At 61.7% G+C, this 21,718-nt stretch carries 19 protein-coding genes and 1 tRNA gene; 10 read left to right on the top strand and 10 right to left on the bottom strand.

What is annotated here, in order from left to right:
* Positions 1–81 precede the first annotated feature (81 nt).
* Entirely contained in the window at positions 82–1,143 is a 1,062-nt protein-coding gene (locus AC1MGT_RS07660) for a 3-deoxy-7-phosphoheptulonate synthase (protein WP_499455521.1), read from the bottom strand.
* Positions 1,144–1,301: 158 nt separating this feature from the next.
* On the opposite strand from AC1MGT_RS07660, the gene ybiB reads away from it, so the two are divergent.
* The 7 genes from ybiB (at position 1,302) to AC1MGT_RS07625 (ending at position 9,048) form a co-directional block, all read left to right on the top strand.
* Complete coding sequence (gene ybiB, locus AC1MGT_RS07655; protein ID WP_499503698.1) at positions 1,302–2,282, top strand: DNA-binding protein YbiB; 981 nt, start codon at positions 1,302–1,304, stop codon at positions 2,280–2,282.
* A gap of 70 nt (positions 2,283–2,352) precedes the next feature.
* Positions 2,353–3,570 (top strand): BaiN/RdsA family NAD(P)/FAD-dependent oxidoreductase, encoded by a 1,218-nt coding sequence (locus AC1MGT_RS07650; protein WP_499503697.1) that lies wholly within the window; start codon positions 2,353–2,355, stop codon positions 3,568–3,570.
* A gap of 95 nt (positions 3,571–3,665) precedes the next feature.
* Positions 3,666–3,878 (top strand): 30S ribosomal protein S21, encoded by a 213-nt coding sequence (gene rpsU / locus AC1MGT_RS07645; protein ID WP_005665410.1) that lies wholly within the window; start codon positions 3,666–3,668, stop codon positions 3,876–3,878.
* Positions 3,879–4,005: 127 nt separating this feature from the next.
* The gene (locus AC1MGT_RS07640) at positions 4,006–4,455 is read left to right on the top strand and encodes a GatB/YqeY domain-containing protein (protein WP_183556374.1); all 450 of its coding nucleotides are present in this window, start codon (positions 4,006–4,008) and stop codon (positions 4,453–4,455) included.
* A 121-nt stretch (positions 4,456–4,576) separates the two neighbouring features.
* Positions 4,577–6,373, top strand: a complete 1,797-nt coding sequence (gene dnaG, locus AC1MGT_RS07635) for a DNA primase (RefSeq protein ID WP_482900076.1) — start codon at positions 4,577–4,579, stop codon at positions 6,371–6,373.
* A 226-nt stretch (positions 6,374–6,599) separates the two neighbouring features.
* Positions 6,600–8,855 (top strand): RNA polymerase sigma factor RpoD, encoded by a 2,256-nt coding sequence (gene rpoD / locus AC1MGT_RS07630; RefSeq protein ID WP_499503696.1) that lies wholly within the window; start codon positions 6,600–6,602, stop codon positions 8,853–8,855.
* Positions 8,856–8,969: 114 nt separating this feature from the next.
* A tRNA-Ile gene (locus AC1MGT_RS07625) sits at positions 8,970–9,048 on the top strand.
* Between the two features lie 213 nt (positions 9,049–9,261).
* On the opposite strand, the gene AC1MGT_RS07620 is transcribed toward AC1MGT_RS07625, so the two are convergent.
* The 4 genes from AC1MGT_RS07620 to AC1MGT_RS07605 form a co-directional block, all read right to left on the bottom strand.
* A complete protein-coding gene (locus tag AC1MGT_RS07620) occupies positions 9,262–9,333 on the bottom strand; it encodes a restriction endonuclease (RefSeq protein WP_499504260.1) in 72 nt (23 codons plus the stop codon).
* 18 nt (positions 9,334–9,351) lie between these two features.
* Positions 9,352–9,618, bottom strand: coding sequence for a hypothetical protein (locus AC1MGT_RS07615; RefSeq protein ID WP_499503695.1), 267 nt, complete (start codon positions 9,616–9,618; stop codon positions 9,352–9,354).
* Positions 9,619–10,506: 888 nt separating this feature from the next.
* The gene (locus AC1MGT_RS07610; RefSeq protein ID WP_499503694.1) at positions 10,507–10,779 is read right to left on the bottom strand and encodes a hypothetical protein; all 273 of its coding nucleotides are present in this window, start codon (positions 10,777–10,779) and stop codon (positions 10,507–10,509) included.
* Between the two features lie 741 nt (positions 10,780–11,520).
* Positions 11,521–12,684: a sensor histidine kinase gene (locus tag AC1MGT_RS07605; RefSeq protein ID WP_499503693.1), complete on the bottom strand. Its 1,164-nt coding sequence runs from the start codon at positions 12,682–12,684 to the stop codon at positions 11,521–11,523.
* Positions 12,685–12,876: 192 nt separating this feature from the next.
* Between AC1MGT_RS07605 and AC1MGT_RS07600 the strand changes: the two genes are divergently transcribed.
* On the top strand, positions 12,877–13,524 hold the full coding sequence (locus AC1MGT_RS07600; RefSeq protein ID WP_499503692.1) for a hypothetical protein: 648 nt from the start codon (positions 12,877–12,879) through the stop codon (positions 13,522–13,524).
* Positions 13,525–13,582: 58 nt separating this feature from the next.
* Here the strand turns inward: AC1MGT_RS07600 and AC1MGT_RS07595 are convergent, their stop codons facing one another.
* From AC1MGT_RS07595 to AC1MGT_RS07580, 4 genes are all read right to left on the bottom strand, one after another.
* Positions 13,583–14,608: a ribonuclease Z gene (locus AC1MGT_RS07595; protein WP_499503691.1), complete on the bottom strand. Its 1,026-nt coding sequence runs from the start codon at positions 14,606–14,608 to the stop codon at positions 13,583–13,585.
* A 61-nt stretch (positions 14,609–14,669) separates the two neighbouring features.
* Entirely contained in the window at positions 14,670–15,653 is a 984-nt protein-coding gene (locus AC1MGT_RS07590) for an NAD(P)/FAD-dependent oxidoreductase (RefSeq protein WP_499503690.1), read from the bottom strand.
* Complete coding sequence (locus AC1MGT_RS07585) at positions 15,640–16,098, bottom strand: Rrf2 family transcriptional regulator (RefSeq protein WP_499503689.1); 459 nt, start codon at positions 16,096–16,098, stop codon at positions 15,640–15,642. The genes AC1MGT_RS07590 and AC1MGT_RS07585 overlap by 14 nt, the downstream gene beginning before the upstream one ends.
* A gap of 58 nt (positions 16,099–16,156) precedes the next feature.
* Entirely contained in the window at positions 16,157–16,573 is a 417-nt protein-coding gene (locus AC1MGT_RS07580; RefSeq protein ID WP_499503688.1) for a YbaN family protein, read from the bottom strand.
* Positions 16,574–16,851: 278 nt separating this feature from the next.
* On the opposite strand from AC1MGT_RS07580, the gene AC1MGT_RS07575 reads away from it, so the two are divergent.
* Positions 16,852–18,732, top strand: coding sequence for a bifunctional diguanylate cyclase/phosphodiesterase (locus tag AC1MGT_RS07575; protein ID WP_499503687.1), 1,881 nt, complete (start codon positions 16,852–16,854; stop codon positions 18,730–18,732).
* A gap of 16 nt (positions 18,733–18,748) precedes the next feature.
* On the opposite strand, the gene AC1MGT_RS07570 is transcribed toward AC1MGT_RS07575, so the two are convergent.
* Positions 18,749–21,046: a CHASE domain-containing protein gene (locus AC1MGT_RS07570; protein ID WP_499503686.1), complete on the bottom strand. Its 2,298-nt coding sequence runs from the start codon at positions 21,044–21,046 to the stop codon at positions 18,749–18,751.
* 210 nt (positions 21,047–21,256) lie between these two features.
* Here AC1MGT_RS07570 and AC1MGT_RS07565 point away from each other — a divergent pair, with 210 nt between their 5' ends.
* Entirely contained in the window at positions 21,257–21,688 is a 432-nt protein-coding gene (locus tag AC1MGT_RS07565; RefSeq protein WP_499503685.1) for a hypothetical protein, read from the top strand.
* Positions 21,689–21,718 lie beyond the last annotated feature (30 nt).

Raw genomic sequence — 21,718 nt, 5'->3', positions numbered from 1 at the left:
CCAGGTGGATTGAGCGGAACCGGGCATTCTACCGCAGGGCAGAGGGCGCCGCCGCCCACCCTGCGGTTGTTGCGCGGTTTATTACGGACGCTGCAGCAATTCCTTGTGCGCTTCACGCAGCATGGTTTCGGTTTCTTCCCAGCCGATGCAGCCGTCGGTGACCGAGCAACCGTAGGTCAGCTGCGACAGGTCACTCGGAATCGACTGGCTGCCGCTGACGATGTTCGACTCGATCATCACGCCGACCAGCGACTTGTTGCCATGACGGATTTGCTGGATGACGTCGGACATGACCAGCGGTTGCAGTTCCGGCTTCTTGTAGCTGTTAGCGTGCGAGCAGTCGACGACCAGGTTGGCTGGCAGCTTGGCCTTGGTCAGCGCCTGTTCGGCAATGGCCACCGAGACCGAATCATAGTTCGGCCGGCCGCCGCCGCCGCGCAGCACGACGTGGCCGTAGGCGTTGCCGCTGGTGCGCACGATCGACACGGAACCCTGGCCATTGATGCCCAGGAACGCATGCGGGTTCGACGACGACAGCACCGCATTGATCGCAATGCTCACGTCGCCATCGGTGCCATTCTTGAAGCCCACGGGCGTCGACAGGCCGGACGACATTTCGCGGTGCGTCTGCGATTCGGTCGTGCGCGCGCCGATGGCGGTCCAGGCGATCAGGTCGCCCAGGTATTGCGGCGAGATCGGGTCGAGCGCCTCGGTGGCGGTCGGCAAGCCGATTTCGCAGACATCCAGCAGGAACTGGCGCGCGCGCTCCATGCCGACCTCGACGCGGAACGAATCGTCCATGAACGGGTCATTGATATAGCCCTTCCAGCCGGTGGTGGTGCGCGGCTTTTCAAAGTACACGCGCATCACCAGCACCATCGTCTCGCTGACCTCGTCCTGCAGCGCCTTGAGGCGGCGCGCATAGTCGAGGCCGGCTTCGGGATCATGGATCGAGCACGGACCCACGACGACGAACAGGCGCTTGTCCTTGCGGTCGAGGATATTGCGCAGCGTTTCGCGGCCCTGCATCACGGTGGCATAGGCGCGTTCGTTCAGCGGCAAGGTGGTGTGCAGCTCGACCGGCGTTGGCATGCGGGCGAACGAGCTGACGTTGGTATTTTCGATTTGTGGCGTACTGGTCATGATGCGATCTATATTTCTTTTGGGGGATGGATCAGTGTAAGCGGAAATTGCTGTATGTGCACATGCGTGGCCCCAAATGGCGGCGTCGGGCGGCGTCTCGCTGCGCTCTGCACCCGTGCGTGCTGCCGCAGCGCGACGTTCCCGTGTATCCTTTTGTCATGACTACCGATATCGAACGCTTTGTCGCTGCCCCCTTCATCAAGGAAATCGGCCGCGGCGTAAAAGGGGCGCGCAGCATGACGCGCGACGACGCGCACCGGCTGTACGCGGCCATCCTCGAGGGCCGCGTGTCCGACCTCGAACTGGGCGCCATTTTGCTTGCCATGCGTATCAAGGGCGAGTCGGTGGATGAGCTGGCCGGCTTCATGGATGCAGCGAGCGCCGCGTTCACGCCGTTGCCGGCGCCGCGCGGCGAATTCGCGCCGGTATCGATTCCTACCTATAACGGTTCGCGCAAGCTGGCCAATCTGACGCCACTGCTGGCACTGCTGCTGGCGCGCGAAGGCGTGCCGGTGCTGGTGCATGGCGTGAGCAACGATCCCGGGCGCGTCACCACTGCGGAAATCCTGCACCAGCTGGGCGTGACCGATGCGACCACCGGCGCTGAGGTGCACAACGAATTCGTCCATGGTCGCGTGGCTTTCATGCCGATCGAGCACCTGGCCCCGGAACTGGCGCGCATGCTCGCGCTGCGCCGCGTGCTGGGCGTGCGTAATTCGACCCACACCATTGTCAAGATCCTGCAGCCCTTCGACGGCCCGGCGCTGCGCCTGGTCTCGTACACGCATCCTGAATACCTGGTAACGCTGGGCGAGTACTTCGAAGGCGTCGACAGCGAAACCCGGGGCGACGCATTCCTGATGCGCGGTACCGAGGGTGAGACCGTCGCCCACCCGCACCGCGCCCAGCGCATCGACTGGTTCCACGCTGGCCAGCGCGCCCTGCTGGTCGAGCGCGACGCGCCCACCGACGACCTGGCCATCGTGCCCGACGGCCGCGATGCGGCCACCACCGCTGCCTGGATCGGCGCCGCGCTGCGCGGTGAGGTGCCGGTGCCGCCATCGATTGCCACGCAGGTGGCGTACTGCGTCGAAGTCTCGCGCAAGATCCGCGCCCGTAGCCTGCCTGTGGCCGAGTAAAGGCTTACCACGCCGCTGTTCGCCGATCCGCCGCTGCCTTACAATGGCGGGTTGAGCAAAGGTGGTAGGCATGGCAAATCAATTCGATGTGGCGGTAATCGGCGCGGGCGCGGCCGGGATGATGTGCGCGGCCGTGGCGGCGCAGGGCGGCAAGCGCGTGGTGCTGGTCGACCACGCGGCCAAGCTGGCCGAAAAGATCCGCATCTCGGGCGGCGGACGTTGTAACTTCACCAACGTCAATGCCGGGCCGCAGCATTATCTGTCGAACAATCCCCATTTCTGCCGCAGCGCGCTGTCGCGCTACACGGCGCAGGACTTCCTGGCACTCGTCAAGAAATACCGGATCGCCCACCACGAAAAGCATCGCGGCCAATTGTTCTGCAACGATTCGGCCGAGCAGATCATCGCGATGCTGCGCGCCGAGTGCGACCTGGGCGGCGTCGAATGGCGCATGCCGTGCAAGGTGGCCGGTGTGCGCAAGACGGAGGATGGCTTTGCCATCGAGACCGATGCCGGCGAGTTGCTGGTGGGTAGTGTCGTCGTGGCCACGGGCGGCCTGTCGATCCCCAAGATCGGCGCGACCGATCTCGGCTATCGCATCGCCACGCAATTCGACCTGAAACTGATCGAGACGCGCCCGGGTCTGGTGCCGCTGACGTTCGACGGCCCGAGTTGGGAGCCGTTCGTGCCGCTGGCGGGCATCGCGCTCGAGGTCGAGGTCAGCACGGGCAGCAGCAAAGGCAAGGGCGCCCGGGGAGGGCACTTCCGCGAAGACTTGCTGTTCACGCACCGCGGCCTGTCGGGTCCGGCGATCCTGCAGATTTCCAGCTACTGGCAGCCGGGCACGCCGATCGTGCTGAATCTGTTGCCTGAAATGGATGTGGCCGACACGCTGATCGGCCTGAAGAAAACCGAGAAAAAGCAGCTGGGCAATGTGCTGACGCAGTGGCTGCCCGCGCGCCTGGCCGAAGGCTTGCTCGCGGCCAATGGCTTTGACGCTACTGCGCGCCTGGCCGACATGGCTGACGCGAAATTGCGCGCGCTGGGCGACGCCATTAACCGCTGGGCCATCGTCCCCACCGGCTCGGAAGGCTACCGCAAGGCCGAGGTCACGCTGGGCGGCGTCGATACCAAGGGCCTGTCGCAGCAGACGATGATGGCCAACAATGTGCCCGGCCTGTACTTCATCGGCGAGACGGTCGACGTGACCGGTTGGCTGGGTGGGTACAACTTCCAGTGGGCCTGGGCATCGGGCGTGGCGGCCGGTCTGGCGGTGGCAAATAGTTGACGTTTGAAAACACCACTTCGTGATTAAAGCTTCCACTGAACTGCAAACGATGCTAGAATTTCGTTCTTCCCTAAATCCAACGGTTTGATTTTTACATGACCACTATCCGCCTTAAAGAAAACGAGCCGTTCGAAGTCGCCATGCGTCGCTTCAAACGCACCATCGAAAAGACCGGTCTGTTGACGGAACTGCGCGCACGCGAGTTCTACGAAAAACCGACCGCAGAACGCAAGCGCAAGCTGGCAGCAGCAGTGAAGCGTCACTACAAGCGCATCCGCAGCCAGCAACTGCCGAAGAAACTGTACTAAGACAGTTCAGACGGCCAAGACCCGGTGACGGCATTGCCAGTCCCGGCGAGTCGCTGAAGTCCGCAAACCCGCTTCGGTTTCGCCGCAGCGGGTTTTGTCGTTTCACCCTTTTGAATACGGAGATCCCATGAGCTTAAAAGAACAACTGACCGAAGACATGAAAAGCGCCATGCGCGCCAAGGAAACCGGCCGCCTGGCAGCGGTGCGCCTGATCATTTCCGAAGTCAAGCGCAAGGAACTCGACGAGCAGACCCAGCTGGACGATACCCAGGTGCTGGCCGTGATCGAAAAAATGATCAAGCAGCGCAAGGATTCGATCAGCCAGTTTGAAGCCGGCAACCGTCCTGACCTGGCCGACATCGAGAAGGCCGAGATGGTCATCCTGTCGGCGTACATGCCGGCCGGTCTGTCGGATGAAGAAATCGCCGCCGAAGTCGCTGCGGCCGTTGCCGAAACCGGCGCGACCGGCCCGCAAGACATGGGCAAGCTGATGGGCGTGCTCAAGCCAAAGCTGGCTGGCCGCGCCGACATGACCGTGGTCTCCGGCCTGGTCAAGAAAGCCCTGGCTGGCGCGTAAACACCATCTGCAACGCGTCGTCCCTGCCCACCCTCGGGCAGGGACGACAACTTGTTGCATATCAATTTGCAGCAGGCGCTGCGGTATAGTCTGGCCCTAGACAAACACTGTGTAAGCTCAAGTGATTCCGCAAACTTTCATCACCGATTTGCTCAACCGGGTCGACATTGTCGATATCGTGGGCCGCTACGTCCAGCTCAAGAAGGGCGGGGCGAACTTCATGGGCCTGTGCCCATTTCACAACGAAAAGTCCCCCAGCTTCACGGTCAGTCCGACCAAGCAGTTCTATCACTGCTTCGGCTGTGGCGCCCATGGTACGTCAATCGGCTTCCTGATCGAATACTCGGGCATGGGCTTCGTCGATGCGGTGAAAGACCTGGCCCAGAACGTCGGCATGATCGTGCCCGACGTCGACGACAAGATCCCGCCGGCCCAGCGCGCCGCGCAGCAGGCGCAGTCGCTGGCACTGACCGATGCGCTGACGCAGGCGTGTGCGTTTTACCGCGCCCAGCTGCGCGAAGCGCCGGACGCCATCGCGTATCTGAAGAACCGCGGCCTGACCGGCGAAGTGGCCGCCCGCTTCGGCATGGGCTACGCCCCGGCCGGCTGGGACAGCCTGCGCGCCGTGTTCCCCGAGTACGAGGCCCATGTGCTGGTCGAGTCGGGCCTCGTCATCGACAAGGTCGATGAAGAGGGCAACCGCCACAAACGCTACGACCGCTTCCGCGAGCGCGTGATGTTCCCGATCCGCAACACCAAAGGCCAGGTCATCGGCTTTGGCGGCCGCGTGCTCGACAGCGGCGAACCGAAGTACCTGAACTCGCCCGAAACGCCGCTGTTCCAGAAAGGCCTGGAACTGTACGGCCTGTTCGAGGCGCGCCAGGCAATCCGCGACGCCGGCTATGTGCTGGTGACCGAAGGCTATATGGACGTCGTCGCACTGGCCCAGCTGGGCTTCCCGCAAGCGGTGGCCACGCTCGGCACCGCCTGCACCAGTACCCACGTGCAAAAGCTGCTGCGCCAGACCGACGACGTGATCTTCAGCTTCGATGGCGACAAGGCCGGCCGCAAGGCCGCCCGTCGCGCGCTGGAAGCGTGCCTGCCGCAAGTGAGCGACAACAAGACCATCAAGTTCCTGTTCCTGCCGCAAGAGCACGACCCGGACAGCTTCGTACGCGAGCGCGGCGCTGAAGCCTTCGAGCAAGAAATTGCCGATGCGATGCCGCTGTCGCAATTTCTGCTGCGCGAAGTGACGCAAGAGCACGACCTCGATACGCCGGAAGGCCGCGCCAAATCACAATTTGACGCCAAGCCGCTGCTGCAATCGATGACGCCGTCGAGCCTGCGCCTGCAGATCGTGCGCGGCCTGGCCAGCATGACGCAATCGACGCCGGCGGAGATCGAAAGCCTGTTTGAGTTGTCTAAGCCGGTGGCCACGGCGCGCCGCGCGCCACCGCGCCAGGGCCGGCCCGAGCCCGTGGGTCTGGAACGCAAGATGCTGCGCATCCTGGTTGCGCATCCGCACCTGGCGCTGGAACTCGACGAGGTTGCGCTGAGCGCCTTCGACTATTTCGGCGAAGAGGGCGCGGATCGCCTGCGGCATCTGATCGACACCGCGCAGGCCCTGGGCCCGCACGGCACGTTTGCCGCACTGTCACAACAGTTGCATGAAGTCACTAACGAGTATGATGGCATGATTGCTGAAATCGCCGCCGAACCCGAGAACGAGGTCGATGGCGACCGCATCGTTTTGCTCAGTTCAGTACGCCAAATCAAGATGGATTCGTTACGAGAAGAATTGAACCAGTTGTTTTCTGCCGGCTTGACCCCAGATCAGGTCAGTACTCGCTACCGCGAGATTACTGCCCAGTTGGACCTTCTGGAACGTGAAGCCACTGCGGCGATGGCACCCCGATGAACACTGGCTTTCTCCCCGTGGGCCAAGGCGTTCACGACTGGAAAAAGAAAGGGTGCGTGCTATAATAAAACGCTAACTATTGCAACTGTTGAAACACTTCTTGGTTCAATTGCGTGCGTGGAGTATTAGTTAGCGGGGCATGGATTTGTGCCTGCAGGATGATGAAGGTAACAAAACTTTATTCTTAACCACCGTAAAGTTAGTCGTTGTGACATCGAAAGCGCCTGTGCCAACCAAGAAACCCGAAACCAACGTGGCTGCCACGACCACGAGAACGTCCGCCGCCAAGGCCGACAACGCGCAAGACAAGGCTGAGGTGCGCACGGCGACCTCTGCGCCTGTCAACCAGACGACCGATGCGGCCACGCTTGCCGCCATCGACACGTCGGGCTACGTCTTGCCTTCTGTCAAAGTGCCGGGCCGGCGCGGTCGCAAGCCAAAAGAATTTACCCCTGAAAACGACGAGATCGCCGCGCTGAACGCGGTCGAGCGCGCCGAACTCAAGGCCGCGGACAAGGCCAAGGCCAAGGACCGCAAGGCCAAAGAGAAGGCGCTGCTCAAGGATGCGTTCTCGTCCGATACCGAGGCCAGCGAAGAAGAACTCGAGCTGCGCCGCAGCAAGCTCAAGGCCCTGATCAAGTCGGGCAAGGAGCGCGGCTTCCTCACGTACGCCGAGATCAACGACCACCTGCCCGAAAACATCGTCGATCCGGAAGCGATCGAAGGCATCATCGGCACGTTCAACGACATGGGTATTGCTGTCTACGAGCACGCGCCCGATGCCGAGACGCTGCTGCTGTCAGACAATGTCCCCAACGCCACCAGCGACGATGAAGCCGAAGCGGCTGCCGAAGCTGCGCTGTCGACGGTCGACTCCGATTTCGGCCGCACCACCGATCCGGTTCGCATGTACATGCGCGAAATGGGTTCGGTCGAGCTGCTCACGCGCGAAGGCGAAATCGAGATCGCCAAGCGCATCGAAGACGGCCTGAAGGACATGATCCAGGCCATCTCGGCCTGCCCGGTCACGATCGCCGAGATCATCGGCACCGCCGCCAAGATCGACAGCGACGAAATCAAGATCGACGAAATCGTCGACGGCCTGGTCGACCAGGAAGGCGAAGACAACACGCCGCAGGTCGCCGCGCCTGTCGCCAGCGAGTCTGACGACGACGAGGACGAAGAAGAAGACGCCGAAGGCGAAGAGGAAGAAGAAGAGGCGCCAAGCAACTCGGGCGCCGCCGGCTACTCGGCCGAGCAGCTCGAAGCGCTGAAAGTCACGGCCCTGGCCAAGTTCGCCGAGATCGCCCAGCAATTCGACAAGATGCGCAAGGCGTTCGAGAAGGACGGCTACAACTCGAAAGCCTACGTCAAGGCACAGGACGCGATCTCCAACGAGCTGCTGGGCATCCGCTTCACGGCCAAGGTCGTGGAAAAGCTGTGCGACACGCTGCGCGGCCAGGTCGACGAAGTGCGCCACATCGAAAAGCAGATCCTCGACGTGGCCGTGAACCGCTGCGGCATGCCGCGCGCCCACTTCATCAAGGTCTTCCCGGGCAACGAAACCAATCTGGAATGGGTGGATGGCGAAGTCAATGCCGGCCACGCTTACAGCGCGATTCTGGGCCGCAACATCCCGACGATCAAGGAACTGCAGCAACGCCTGATCGACCTGCAAGCGCGCGTCGTGCTGCCGCTGCCTGACCTGCGCAACATCAACCGCCAGATGGCGGCCGGTGAAATGAAGGCGCGCAAGGCCAAGCGCGAAATGACCGAGGCCAACCTGCGCCTGGTGATTTCGATCGCCAAGAAGTACACGAACCGTGGCCTGCAATTCCTCGACCTGATTCAGGAAGGCAACATCGGCCTGATGAAGGCCGTGGACAAGTTCGAGTACCGCCGCGGCTACAAGTTCTCGACCTACGCAACGTGGTGGATTCGCCAGGCGATCACCCGTTCGATCGCCGACCAGGCGCGCACGATCCGTATTCCGGTGCACATGATCGAAACGATCAACAAGATGAACCGGATCTCGCGCCAGATCCTGCAAGAGACCGGCGCCGAGCCCGACCCGGCCACGCTCGCGATCAAGATGGAAATGCCGGAAGATAAAATCCGCAAGATCATGAAAATCGCGAAAGAACCGATTTCCATGGAAACGCCGATCGGTGACGACGACGATTCGCATCTGGGCGATTTTATCGAAGACAACAACACGCTGGCACCATCGGACGCTGCGCTGCACGCCTCGATGCGCGGCGTAGTCAAGGATGTGCTCGACTCGCTGACGCCACGCGAAGCCAAGGTGCTGCGCATGCGCTTCGGCATCGAGATGTCGACCGACCACACGCTGGAAGAGGTCGGCAAGCAGTTCGACGTCACCCGTGAGCGGATTCGCCAGATCGAAGCGAAGGCGCTGCGCAAACTGCGTCACCCGTCGCGCTCGGACAAGCTCAAGAGCTTCCTCGAGAACAACAGCTGATTGCTGATGCGGGCTTGACGGCCCTGTACTAAAGGCAATATGCTCTCGCCACTTCGCTCATCACGTTCGTGTTGATGCGCAGGTGGCGAGTTGCTTGCCATCATCCCAGTTTCTGGGCCTCTAGCTCATGCTTGGTTAGAGCAGCGGACTCATAATCCGTTGGTGCCGTGTTCGACTCACGGGAGGCCTACCAATAAAAACAAAGGCTTACGCGGATCTGCGTAAGCCTTTTTCGTTTCAAGTTAATTCTGGCCCAAAATCCATACTTCCGTTTTTACTTCACGAGAACTTACGTGCGCAATCGATCCTGATTTGCTTAATTGGCGTGAGCTTCATGGACGACATCGAACCCTTCGTTCGGCACGAAGTAAACATGTTTAGCTGTACCTCTTTTGAACGGAACAGCTCAGTCTGGATTGTAATCGCCTACTGGCGTTGGGATAAGGAAGCAAAGCGGCAGCTTCGCAAATGCGACCACATCGGTGCAGGTATCCAGCTACTTCACGGATTCGCGCCTGATAGTAGGGTCGGTCGGTATGTAGACATACACATGATGCCGGAGCTGCTCGCCAGGCTTGCTGAAGTCTTGCTTAGTCTGTCCTGCGGTAAAGATGCTCAGGTCTAACTTGTCTTCGACCGGATCGTAAACAAGGTGTTCAACAATCACCGTAGCCTTCTGTTCGTTCATTAGCGGAATAGCTTCGGCAATGAAGCTCTCGGATTGCTCTTGATTTGCATAAAACCAGCTGCGTTTACTCTGCATAGTGATTCGGCCTCAGTAGTGGTGATTATCTTGCAATTAAAGTGAACCTCGTCGGCTGAATGTGGGTAAGCCGACAACGATTCGCTAATGTCATTTTGCAAGCTATGAAAAAATCCCGAGTGCTGCCCCGAGCGTTGACGGTAGCTAATGGGATTCTGTTAATCCGTACTCTGGGAAAAATTACTCAGCAGGGATCTAATTACGTGTGATTAGCGCTTTCGAATCAAGATTAGCCCGCATTTGCGATCAGGCATCGCTCTACAGTTGAACATCAACCCCAATCTAACACTTCAGCGCCCACGTTACCCGATATGTTGCTATGTCTGCATTGGCACGAGAAAAATATGTTTCGGGATAATTCGAGCGCGTCGTGAGCCAGATTTTAGAATTGCTGCAGAATCAGTATCTTGGTCATCAATATGGTGGGGCACGGCGGACGCCCACATTTGACAGGCTACGGGCTCGATAGGGCGATATTGAATTGGATTTGGATTTGGATTTGGATTTCGTTGGGCAATGCGCTGAAATTAACCTGCTTGCTCAAGCCGAAGAGCGGATGGTCAGGCTTCGAACGTCGGTTTCCGTGTTCTTATTTGGCAAACAGGCTAGGTATGGGCATCATCATAGAGCAAGCTCGTCGTTCGGGTAGATATCAGAATTTTATAGGGGCCGCTTCGAAACAGGAGAAGGTTTTAATGGTAGCCATAAGGCATCATTAATAAAAAAATGAAATTAGGGGATAATTTAGGAAATAAAGGAGCTGGCTAGCGTGCGTTGGTCTTCGGAAGCCTCACCTGTAAGCAGGTAAAAAGAGAATTATTCATGATTACAGGTAAGGAATGGCCTGCCTTTGCAAAACCTGTGACTCAGCTGGTTGTTACTGAGGCTTTAGTCGCAGTTGGTTGCGCCGCCATCGCAACATTTTCCATCACCTTCTACGCAGCGTGCCATGCACAGCGCAAAACTGGCCTTCTGGCTACAACAGATGGAGCATGTAAAGGCGTCTCTAAATGCTTGAACTATATCCTGCTTTGATTTTGATTTAATCGTTTCCATAGGTATGAACAATGAATAACTTTCTCCCTGTACCTTGAAAAGTACTTCAAAGTCATCCTCAGCAGACCGCTGTGGGTGGGCAATTTTCTCATTTTTAGCAGTCATAATTATCTCCAATTGAAGTTTCCTGAAATACAGTATGGGATCGACGCTTGATTTTGGATTCCAAGCGAGTAAATTATGAACGCTTAAGGATGCTTTCGCTTTTAATGTGTTTAAAGTTTTATCGAAATCAACAAGGTGACGATAAGTTGTACGATTTATGTTGCCGCCACCATCGAAGTTTTCCTTGCAAATAAGGAATGCCGTAAATTGCTTGCGATTATGAGTAAGAATTAATTTTTGTAACGAGTCTATTTTTGATCAGATGTTGCTTGATGGTCATTCCAAGCTGCCTGATCACCGCTGACCCTTTGAGGAGATCAGATGTTGCGCGACTTCGTCGCGCAAAAGCATGCACAGGGAATAAAAGGCTAGCGTTTACCATGCAAGGCAATAAAGTCGCGCATGATCGATTCCTGAAATTCTGCCAAATTGAATTCGACTGATATATGCAAGTTGTATGTCCCGATAAGCGTCTCGCGATGAGCAAGCTACCAGTCATGGCAGGCGCCCATCTTCTGGAATCGATGTGACTGCGCCGGCAAGTCGAGCTCAGATATTGTCTCGTCCACGTAGGCACTGAGCATAATCGTGTCTGCCCGGTCGACCTGGATACCCGCCAAGTGCAGCACACCAAGCATTCTTTGCACCTGAAGTCCACGCAAGCTGCAATACATCCTTTACCTCACTTGCTATTGACCGTTTATCGGTCTTAGCGCGCGCATGAATCCGATGCCACGCCGCTCAATGCGTCTGTTCAGCAGGCGGAATCCCATCCAGCGCCAGATGCCGCGGCAAACTCATCGTAAAAGCACAGCCCACACCCGGAAAATCCTCCACCGACAGCTGACCACCATTGCGAGAAATGCTCTGGCGCGCAATCGACAAGCCCAGGCCAAGCCCCGAGCGATCATCGCCACGTTGCGTGAACGGTGAAAACATCTTTTCTGCATTCCCCGCTGGCAAACCACCACAGTGGTCTCGCACAACGATCAGAACACGTTGCCCTTCCGCATACGCTGTCAGTGAGACGGCGGTATGCGCGCACGTAAACTTCAGCGCGTTATTGAGCAGATTGGCCAGCGCGGCGAGTAACAGATCCCGATCGCCCTGGATGGCCAGCAACTTGTCGACGTCAGGGACCACAAGCGCCGAGCCTCGCGTGTCGGCTTCAAGTTGCGCCGAATCACGTGCTTCGTGAATGAAATCGGCAAGCGAGAAAACGCCCTTCGGCCCCGACGCTGCGCCCTCGGTTCGGACATCTTCCAGTGACAGGTTGATCAGGCGCTGCATCGCCGCGTGTCCACGTTTGAGCAAGGCACCGGTGGCGCCCGAAATGGACAGCTGGCCCGCTTCCATCGCTGCGACCGCCATGGTGGCCACGCTCAGCGAATTACGCAGCTCGTGCATCAGGAACCCAAGGCGCTCGTTGGTTTCGGAGGCATGGCGATCAGAGATGGCGCAGTCGCGCAGAAAGGAAAATTCAGTGACTGCACTGGCGATGGCGTTGTCCAGGCAGCGGTTGAGGGTACGAAATTCATTCGCTGAAAACGGTGCGTCCCGCTCGATGGCCAGGTCCGTGATCGCCTGGCACAAGTCGCCATAATCGTGCACCACCTGGTCCACCGTGTAATCCAGCGCAAGCAACGAGGCGCCATGCGCGGCAGCTGTCGCACCCATTTCCGATGCGTCCTTTCTCTCGCCCCCGGAGGCGCCGGAGATGGCCATCGCAGCCGTTGTGTCAATCTTCTCTTCTGCGTACAGCGTTTTCGTTAGCTGCTCCAAAAACATCGGTATGCCAGTACGCAGTTGCTCTCTGGATGCGTTCCGTTGAGGACGCTTGTTCACCTTGTCGATACACCGCTGGATCAGATCGTCGGCATTGTTGGACAGGAATTCATACATCATGGTGGGCCTCCCAGGCAAGACGCCTGCAGCCTCCATCGGTGTGAGTGCTGTATGTCAGAACGTTATCCGTCCCATTGTATGGCGAAATCATGAAGCACAGCGTTCGGCGAAACATTGACATGCCATATCCGCTCGCCGCGGGGCGTGGAATCTGGTCGAGCACCATTCATCGGGCGTGCAAAGCCATGCATAATGACGGATTGGGCCCACGGCCAGATTCTTCTGACAAACATTCGCATGGTTATTCATACCGCCGCAGATACACAGCGTACGCACAATGATATCGACGTCGGCGTGCGCCTGGTCGACGCTCTACGGCACCACGCGGACGCTGCCAGGGGCGTGCCCATCGCCTACAAGGATTTGCTCAGGCTGGCCCGTCTTCTATACCCCAAAGACCTGGTCCTCGACCGCGCAGTGCAGGTTGGTATCGGTGCCAAACTCCGGTTCGTCGAAGCATTCTGCGCGGCCCATGGCTTTCCCAACCTCGCGGCCCTTGCCGTCGGCCCAACAACGATGCGGCCGCCTGCGCAGTATCAGGGCGACTGGGATGCTGACTGCCACGCCGTCGCCGCGTTCGACTGGTCTGCCATCGACACGCAGCTTGCCGATTATGCCAAGACCGCACGCGCCGCCGTGTCGGCACGCCTGAAGCCGCGCAAGGAGCGGCCCGCCGACGTGTCGTGGTACGCCTATTTCTGCTCGCACCGCAAGGAATGCGCCTGGATAGGGCAGGAGGACAAGCAGGAAATCGTCAACCTGATCATGGCGGGCATCGATCCGGATACCGCGATGAAACGGGTGCAGGCCGCCAGAACCAAATTTGGCGCAGACGCGTAATACGGCGCCGCATGGCGGCTGGTCCGGGCTTTACGGCCGTGTTATCTGATGCGTCACACTATCCGCTGCTTGCATCAGCCGTACCGATCGCAGGCATCCTGGCAGTTGCCCCTTGCTCAGTGCGCACCAGGGCGTCGCTGCGGTCCAGCACATAATGATCCAGATCGCGCGCCAGGATCAGATTGCCGTTGTACTGCGCGCGCGCCTCATCCTCCAGCAGCGACATCGGCAGCGCGCCACGGTCCTGATAACGCGGACTGAAATGCGTCAGCACCAGGTTGCGCACGCCCGCTTCTTCGGCAAAGTGCGCCACCCGCATTGCTGAAGTATGCTGCGGACCTGGCCCGATCTTTTGCAGCACGTCTTCGGTGTAGGTCGCCTCGTGCACCAGCACGTCCGCGCCATGCGCTGCGGTGGCCAGCAGCTCTGGCCGATCGTTGTCGCCGGCGACGACGATACGTCGCGCTCTGCGTGGCGGCAGCAGGTAGTCCGTCGCCTTGATGACGCGCCCATCGGCCAGCGTCACATCGCGCCCTTTCTGGAGATCGCCCCACAATGGCGACGCCGGCACGGCATCCGCCCGCAATTTTTCCGTGTCCAGATGGCGCGCCATTGCCGCCTCTGTGAATCCATAGGCCCAGCAGGGAAGGCCGTGTGACAACGCCGTTGCATCCACCGTCAGCTCGGGCAGGAGCGGCGCATCGGCCAGGTCGCCAGCCACGTCGTTCGGCGTCAGCCAGACGAGCGGGAAGGGTAGACTCAGCTGGCTCGGCACCATGATGGCTTCGATCATGCCGCGCAGCGGCGGCGGGCCGACAACCGTCAAGGCGTCGCTGCGGCCCGCCATCGCGGCGCTGGCGAGCAGTCCCGGCAGGCCGTAGCAATGGTCGCCGTGCAGGTGCGTGATGAACACGGCGCGCAGGCTCATGACTGACAGGGATGTGCGCAGGATGCGGTGCTGCGTGCCTTCGGCGCAATCGATCAGGATCCACTTCTTGGCGCCGCGCAGGCGCAGCGCCAGGCCGGACATATTGCGTTGCCGGGTCGGCGTGCCGGCCGATGTACCCAGGACAATGATTTCCATAAGCGGTTCCCGTGAAGTGACGGTGCCATTATCCGTCACGCCAACGCAAACGGTCAGAAGCTCATTCGCGTGTGCCAGCAGGCGCTGCCGATGCCGCACTAGGGACCATTGGCGCCGCAAACGGCGTCACGCCAAACAGCAGCGAGCGATGCGCACCGACGCCCGCCATGGCACCATCGGCCACCGAGAGCGCCACCGAGCTGGCGGCCCGCATTGCGTCGCCCGCGGCGAACACGGCTGGCACCGTGGTCTGTCGGTTGTCGTCCGTGCGAATGAATGGTCCCAGCGGCCCTTGATCGAACGCGCAACCGAGTTGTTCGGCAATCGGGCTGGCCATGTGCACGCGCCCGTAGGTGAACAGCCCGGTCATGATTTCCTGGCGCCCGTCTTCCAGCACGACCGTGGCGACATTCACCAGCCGGCGCACCGGCATCTCATCGACCTCCACGCCGCGTGCGTGCAGGTCGGCCCGTTGCGCGTCGTCGAGCGGACACACGCCGTTGGTGAAGAACGTCACCTGGCCCCAGTGCGGCAGCATCTGCGCCTGGTGTACCGACAGCGGGCCGCTGGCCAGCACGCCGATGCGGCCTTCGTTCAGTTCGTAGCCGTGGCAGTACGGGCAGTGGAATACGCTCTTGCCCCAGCGCTCGGCCAGGCCGTCGATGGATGGCAGGTCGTCGCGCACGCCGGTGGCCAGCACGAGGCGCGCAGCGCGCACGGTGGCGGCGCCGTCGAGTTCGACGACGAACCCATCGCCATCCTGGCGTGCCGAGATTGCCGTGCCGTCGTGCCAGTCCACGTTGGGATAGGCGACGACATTGGCGCGGCCCTCGGCGGCGATGTCGGCGGCCGGCTGACCGTCGCGTGTCAGGAAGCCGTGCGAATTGGCGGCGTAGCGGTTGCGGCGCTGGCCCGCGTCGACCACCAGGATGCGGCGCCGTGCGCGCGCCAGTTGCAGCGCGGACGACAGGCCGGCATAGCTGCCGCCGATGATGATGGCGTCGTAGTGCGTTGTCGCTGCAGGTGTCGGTTCAATCGTGCTCATGCTGTGGCCTCGTGTGAAGGTGATTGTCGTAACGGCCGTTGAAGTCGCGCGACAGGTCGGCCAGGCTCACTTGGCCGAGGCGCTCGACCAGCAGCGCCTCGGCGTCGGCAAAGGCACTTTCGAGCGAGGCATTCACGACGCGCTCGACGAGGCACTCGCTGTGCTCGTTGCGGTTGCCCATCGCGAACACGGTGGGCGCGCCGACGGCATCGTAGACATCGCGCAGCGTGACCTGGGCCAGGTCGCACGTCACGGTCCAGCCGCCGCCATGGCCGCGCTCGGAGCTGATGTAGCCGCGTTCGCGCAGGCCGGCCAGCACACGCCGCACGAGTACCGGGTTGGTGCCGAGCATGCCGGCCATCTGCTCCGAGGTCATCGGGCGGTCACTGTGGGCCAGGTGCAGCAGCACGTGGAGGACGGAAGAGAGTTTGCTGTCGCGTTTCATGTAACTAATGATAGTACAAAAATAGGCAGCAGATCACCACGCGCTGAAAAACAGGAATTTACGGCAGCTCGGTGCGGGAAACGATGGGTTCGGCGGGTTTGGCGGAAGTGGAAGGCAGCTTGAGGGTTGGCAGGTACCACCACATGTACGTGCTCACGCAGGCGCCGATCACGCCCATCATGATCAGGATCGCGATGCTGTCGAAGTGGCGTGACGACCATGCCATCGAGCCCCACAGCATCACGGTCGCCACGATCTTGCCCTTGAGCGGGATGCCGTGGCCCGCCTCGAAATTGGCGATGTATTTGCCGAATACCCGGTGCCCGATGAGCCAGCGGTGCAGGCGCACCGAGCCGCGCGCGAAACAGGCCGAGGCGAGCAGCAGGAAGGGCGTCGTCGGCAGCAGCGGCAGGAAGATACCGAGGATGCCCAGCAGTACAGCCAGCACGCCGAGGACGTTATAGAAAACTTTCATGGCGTTACTCTAGCACCCTCGGAACAAACTTGTCGAAATGACTACCCAACATGCATCGTTTGCAACTTACCCACATGAAACGTGGTTGAGCCGTATATTGTTACACAACTTTAAATTCCTCTTTGCAACTTTTAACGCATAAATCAGTATAATGTCCAGTCCAACGACGGGCGCGTTTATTTGGCAGTACCAGGAATTGTTTTGACGCCCGGCTATCCATTCCATGTGCTGTCCGCCTGCTGCCTGGCTCGATCCGGCCGTCTTCCATGCCTTATCCCATGTCGTCCCATTCTTCCGTGGCCGTGTTCGGCGGCTACGTCAAGCGTCGCGTACTGCGCCACCTGCTGCTGTACCTTGCGCTGATGTTGCTGGTCGTCTGGGGCCTGGTCGCGGTCGAGCAGGCGCGCTTTGCCGAGCTGGCCGAAGCCGGCGGCAAGAACAATGTCCAGAACCTGTCGCGCGCATTTTCGGAAGAGGTCAAGGCCACCGTCGGGCTGATCGATTTGTCGCTGGTCCAGCTGCGCGGTACGTGGCAGCGCGATCCGGCCGATTTCGCACGAGATGTGGCCGAACACGCGCGCCATCTGCGCATGCCGATCCGGTTCACCGTCACCGATGCTGCGGGGCGGCTGCTGTATTCGGATGATGGCGCAGCGCCACCGGGCATGATGCTGGGTGAGGTGCGCCAGTTCGCCATCCACCGCACGCAGGATGGTGACCGGCTGTATGTCGGCCGCCCGGAAAAGCAGCGCGCTGGCGGGCAGTGGACAGTCCAGTTTACGCGCCCGATCCGTGATGCCGGCGGCCGCCTGACGGGCGTGATTGCTGCCTCGATGTCGCCGGCCTACTTTCTGCGCTTTTATGACAGCATCGAGCTCGGGCCGGATGCGACCGTGAGCCTCATGCGCCTGGATAATACGATCATCGCGCGCAGCTCGCGCACGGATGGCAATCGCCACATGGGAACCAGGCTCGCCAACCCGCCGCAAACGGCAGCGGCCGATGCGAGCGGCATGTTTCGCAAGACCAGCTCCCTCGATGGCATCGACCGTTTCTATGCCTGGCACAAGCTGCCGGACTATGGCCTGGTGGTCACGGTCGGCCAGGCCGTCCACGATGCCGAAGCGCGCTTCGCCCAGCAAAGCGCGATGATGCGCAATGTGGGCGTGGTCGTCTCGCTCGTGCTGGGCGTGCTGGGGTGGGCAGCGATCGGTGCTGCCGACCGGCGCCGGCGTGCGCTCAGGGCGCTGGCGGCAGCCGAGGCGCGCTGGAAACTGGCGCTGAACGCTGCCGGCGACGGCGTCTGGGATTGCGACATCACGCAAGGCACCGCGCTGCTCTCGCCCAGTGCGCAGCGCATCCTCGACAGCGAACACGCGACCGTCTCGTGGTTCGGCAGCAATGGCCTGGCCGAGCTGGTGCATCCGGACGAATTCGGGGCCGTGCGCGCGGCCTTGCGCGACCATATCGAGGGCGTCACGCCCGATTACGCGATGGTGCACCGGATCCGCATGCGCGATGGCAGCTGGCGCTGGATCGAGGCGCGTGGCACCGTCACCGAGCGGGGCGAGCGCAATGAGCCGCTGCGCATGGTCGGCACGTTCTCGAATATCGACGCGCGCAAGCAGGAAGAAGAGCGCATGCGGCGCATGGCGCATGAAGACCCGCTGACCAAGCTGCCCAACCGCGTGCTGCTCGACGACCGCATGCATCAGGCGATCCGGGGCGCGGCGCGCGACGGCCACAAGGCGGGCCTGATCTATTTTGATCTCGACAAGTTCAAGCCGGTCAACGACACGCACGGCCACGCGGTGGGCGATCGTCTGCTGCGCATGGTGGCCGAGCGCGTGCGCGGGGTGCTGCGTGAATCGGACACGCTGGCGCGGGTGGGCGGCGACGAATTCGCCGTGCTGCTGCCGCGCTGCGCGCAGGCCGGGGACACCGAGCGCGTGGCCGCCGCCATCCTGGCCTGCCTGGAGCAACCGTTCATCGACGGCCCGCGCGAACTGAATATCTCCGGCAGCCTCGGTTACGCCTTGTATCCCGATTGCGGCGACGATGCCGAAGCGCTGCTGCACTGCGCCGACCTGGCCATGTACGACGCCAAGGCACATGGGCGCAACCGGATCTCGGGCAGCTACCGCACCCGCGTCGGCTGACAGCCGCCCGCCGGCATCACAGCAGCGCGCCCATGTCCGGCGCCGCCAGCGTCGGCAGCACATGCGCCGTATGGCGCGGCAGGTAGATGGTCACCGTGGTGCCGGCACCCGGCTTGCTGGCCAGCCGGATCTGCCCGCCACTTTGGCGCACGAAGCCGTGCGCCATCGACAGTCCCAGCCCCGTCCCTTTGCCTTCCGGCTTGGTCGTGAAGAACGGCTCGAACGCGTGTTCCATGACCTCGGGCGGCATGCCGTGGCCCGTGTCGGCCACCGTGATCATCACGTAGTCGCCCGGCGCCAGTTCGGTATCGAGCTGGCCGGCTGCAGTGCTGATCGTCACGTTCGCCAGTCGCAGTGCGATGTGGCCACCGCCGTCCATCGCATCGCGTGCATTGATGATCAGGTTGAGCAGCACGTGCTCGAGCTGGTTCGGATCGACCAGTGTCGGCCACAGGTCGGGCGCGCTGCTGCGCTCGAGCGTGACGGCGTCGCTGGCGGCGCGCTGCAGCAGGCTGTCGCTGCGGTCGAGCAGCTCGGCCACGTTGACCACGCTCGGGTGCAGGGGCTGGCGCCGCGCGAACGCGAGTAGCTGGCCAGCCAGCTTCGAGCCGCGATCGACTGCATCGAGCACATTGTGCAGGCGCTTGCGCGTGGGCGGACCATCGGCGCGCAGCATCAACTGCACGTTGGCGCTGATGATGTGCAGGATGTTGTTGAAGTCGTGCGCCACACCGCCCGTCAGCTTGCCGACCGCTTCGAGCTTTTGCGCGCGGTGCAGCGCCATGCGCGCTTCGACCAGGCGCGCCTGGCGCTGTAGTTCGCGTTCCTCGGCGGCGCGGCGCGACGTGATGTCGCGCACGAACACCGTGGCGCCGGCGCCGTCCGATGGCGGTAACAGCGCCACCGCCAGTTCGACCGGCACGCGCCGGCCGCTGGTGTGCAGCACCTCGGTCTCGGCCGGCTGGCCCGGCAACGGTCCCACGCCACTCTTGGCAAACGCGTCGAACGCGCTGCGGAAGGCCGCATGGCCTTCGGCGGGCAGCAATTCTTCGGCCGGGCGGCCGATGGCGTCTTCGGCTTCCATGCCGAAGATCTGCGACGCCTGCGCGTTCCAGTCGGTCACGCGCCCCTGGCGGTCGAGTGCGACGAAGCCGTCGTAGGCGGTTTCCAGGATCACCCGGGTACGGCGGCCGTCGGCGGCGATGCGGTCGTGCGATTCGCGCAGTTCGAGCGTCATCGCGTGCGCGAGTTCCAGCGCACGCCGGCGCGAGCTGGCCAGCAGCCAGACGATCAGGCTGGCCAGTGCGCCGAGCACGATGCCGGCGATCGCGATCATGCGCGGCCGTGCGGTGTCGAGCGTGGCGTCCAGCGCGGCGCCGGAGCCCATCCGCACGGTCCAGACACGGCCGGCGATCATCATCCGCGTGGTCGTGGAAAGGCGCGGCGCCGTATGCGTGGCCACATTGGCCGACTGGTACAGCAGCGTGGCCGGTGAGAGGGTGTCGCCGTCGTGGATGGTGACATCGAGTTCGGGCGCGCTGACGCCGCCCACGCGGCGCATCAGGTCATTCATGCGAAACGGCGCGTAGATCCAGCCGGTCAGCGCGGCGCGGCGCTGCGCGACGTCGTCGATCAGGCGCCCCGTGCGATACACGGGCAGGTACATCAGCACGCCCGACTCGGCGCTGCCATCGTCTTCCTGCACCAGTACCACCTTGCCGCTCAGGGTCGCCTGGCCGCTGTCGCGCGCTGCCAGCAACGCCGCGCGGCGCGCCGGTTCGCTGGCCATGTCGAAACCGAACGCGCGCAGGTTGCGCGGATTGAACGGCTCGATGTGCGAGATCACCGCGAGCACCGTCCCGGCGGCCGGATCGGCTGGCACCGGCTGTACGCGGTAATCGGGAAAGCCGTCGGCACGCACCTGCGCCTCGTGCGCCGCCACGTCGCCGGGCGCCAGCCGGGTGGCGATGCCGAGCGCGCCGATGCCGGGGAAATTCTGGACCAGGTCCAGGCTCTGGTAATACTCGCCGAACACGGCGCGCGGCAGGTCGACCGAGCCGCGCAGGAAGCCGCGTGCGCTTTGCAGTACCTGCTCGTAGACGAGCATGCGCCGGCTGATGTTGTAGGTCATCGCGCGGGTGCGATAATCGAAGGCTTCGCGCAGCTGCGCCTCGGCATTGCGTTGCGCGCTCGACCAGGCCGCCCAGGTCACCAGCAGCGTGATCACGAACACCAGCAGCGCCATCAACAGTGGCGCGTGGCCGGCGGTGGGCGGCGGCGGTGAGGCAGGGGGGCGGGTGGGGGTTTGCTGCATGTCCTTGTGTAGTGCAGCCGTGGTGGCGCAGTAGGTGGGAGCGGTAAGGTCTCCACAGGATACGCACCCTCGCATTCACGGGGCGCACGCAACTTTGCTAATTTGTTAATGAGCTGTCGATCGGGCTCGTTCCTTGTTAATTTATTTTATGAAACATTCTAGCCCGAATCTTCTTTCTTGTAAGTACGTGGGTGCGATATGAGGCAATTCTTGCATCGCCATCTGCCATTGACGGTGCTCGCCGCGGCGCTCGGCTTGACCGTGTTGTGGAGCATGCTGGCGCCGATCAAGGGCGGCAGTCACCAGTTGCTATTGGCATTTCCACCCGGCGTGACGGTCAGCGGCATGGCCGTGCCCGGCGAAATCCGCCTGACGCGGGGCGTGCAGGATGTGCTGCTTCTACGCAACAGCGACCGGGTGCCGATCGTGTTCGGTCCGCTCAAGATTGCGCCCGGGCGCGACGTGCGCCTGCCATTCAGTGACGAAGGCATGTTCGAGTACGTGTGCCCACCGGTACTGGGCAAGGTGGTGCGCGTGCGCGTGGTGGCGGCACCCGGCCCCGGTTGGGCGCGCCTGGTATGGCGCCTGGGCAGCCTGCGCCAGTGGGTGCGCTACCTGCCGCTGCGCTCGCCGCAAGACTGATGGGCTGCGGCGGGGGCTCTGAGGCAGGGT

The organism is Telluria sp. BA11 (assembly GCF_056680305.1).
This window is presented reverse-complemented; position numbering and strand designations above follow the sequence as displayed.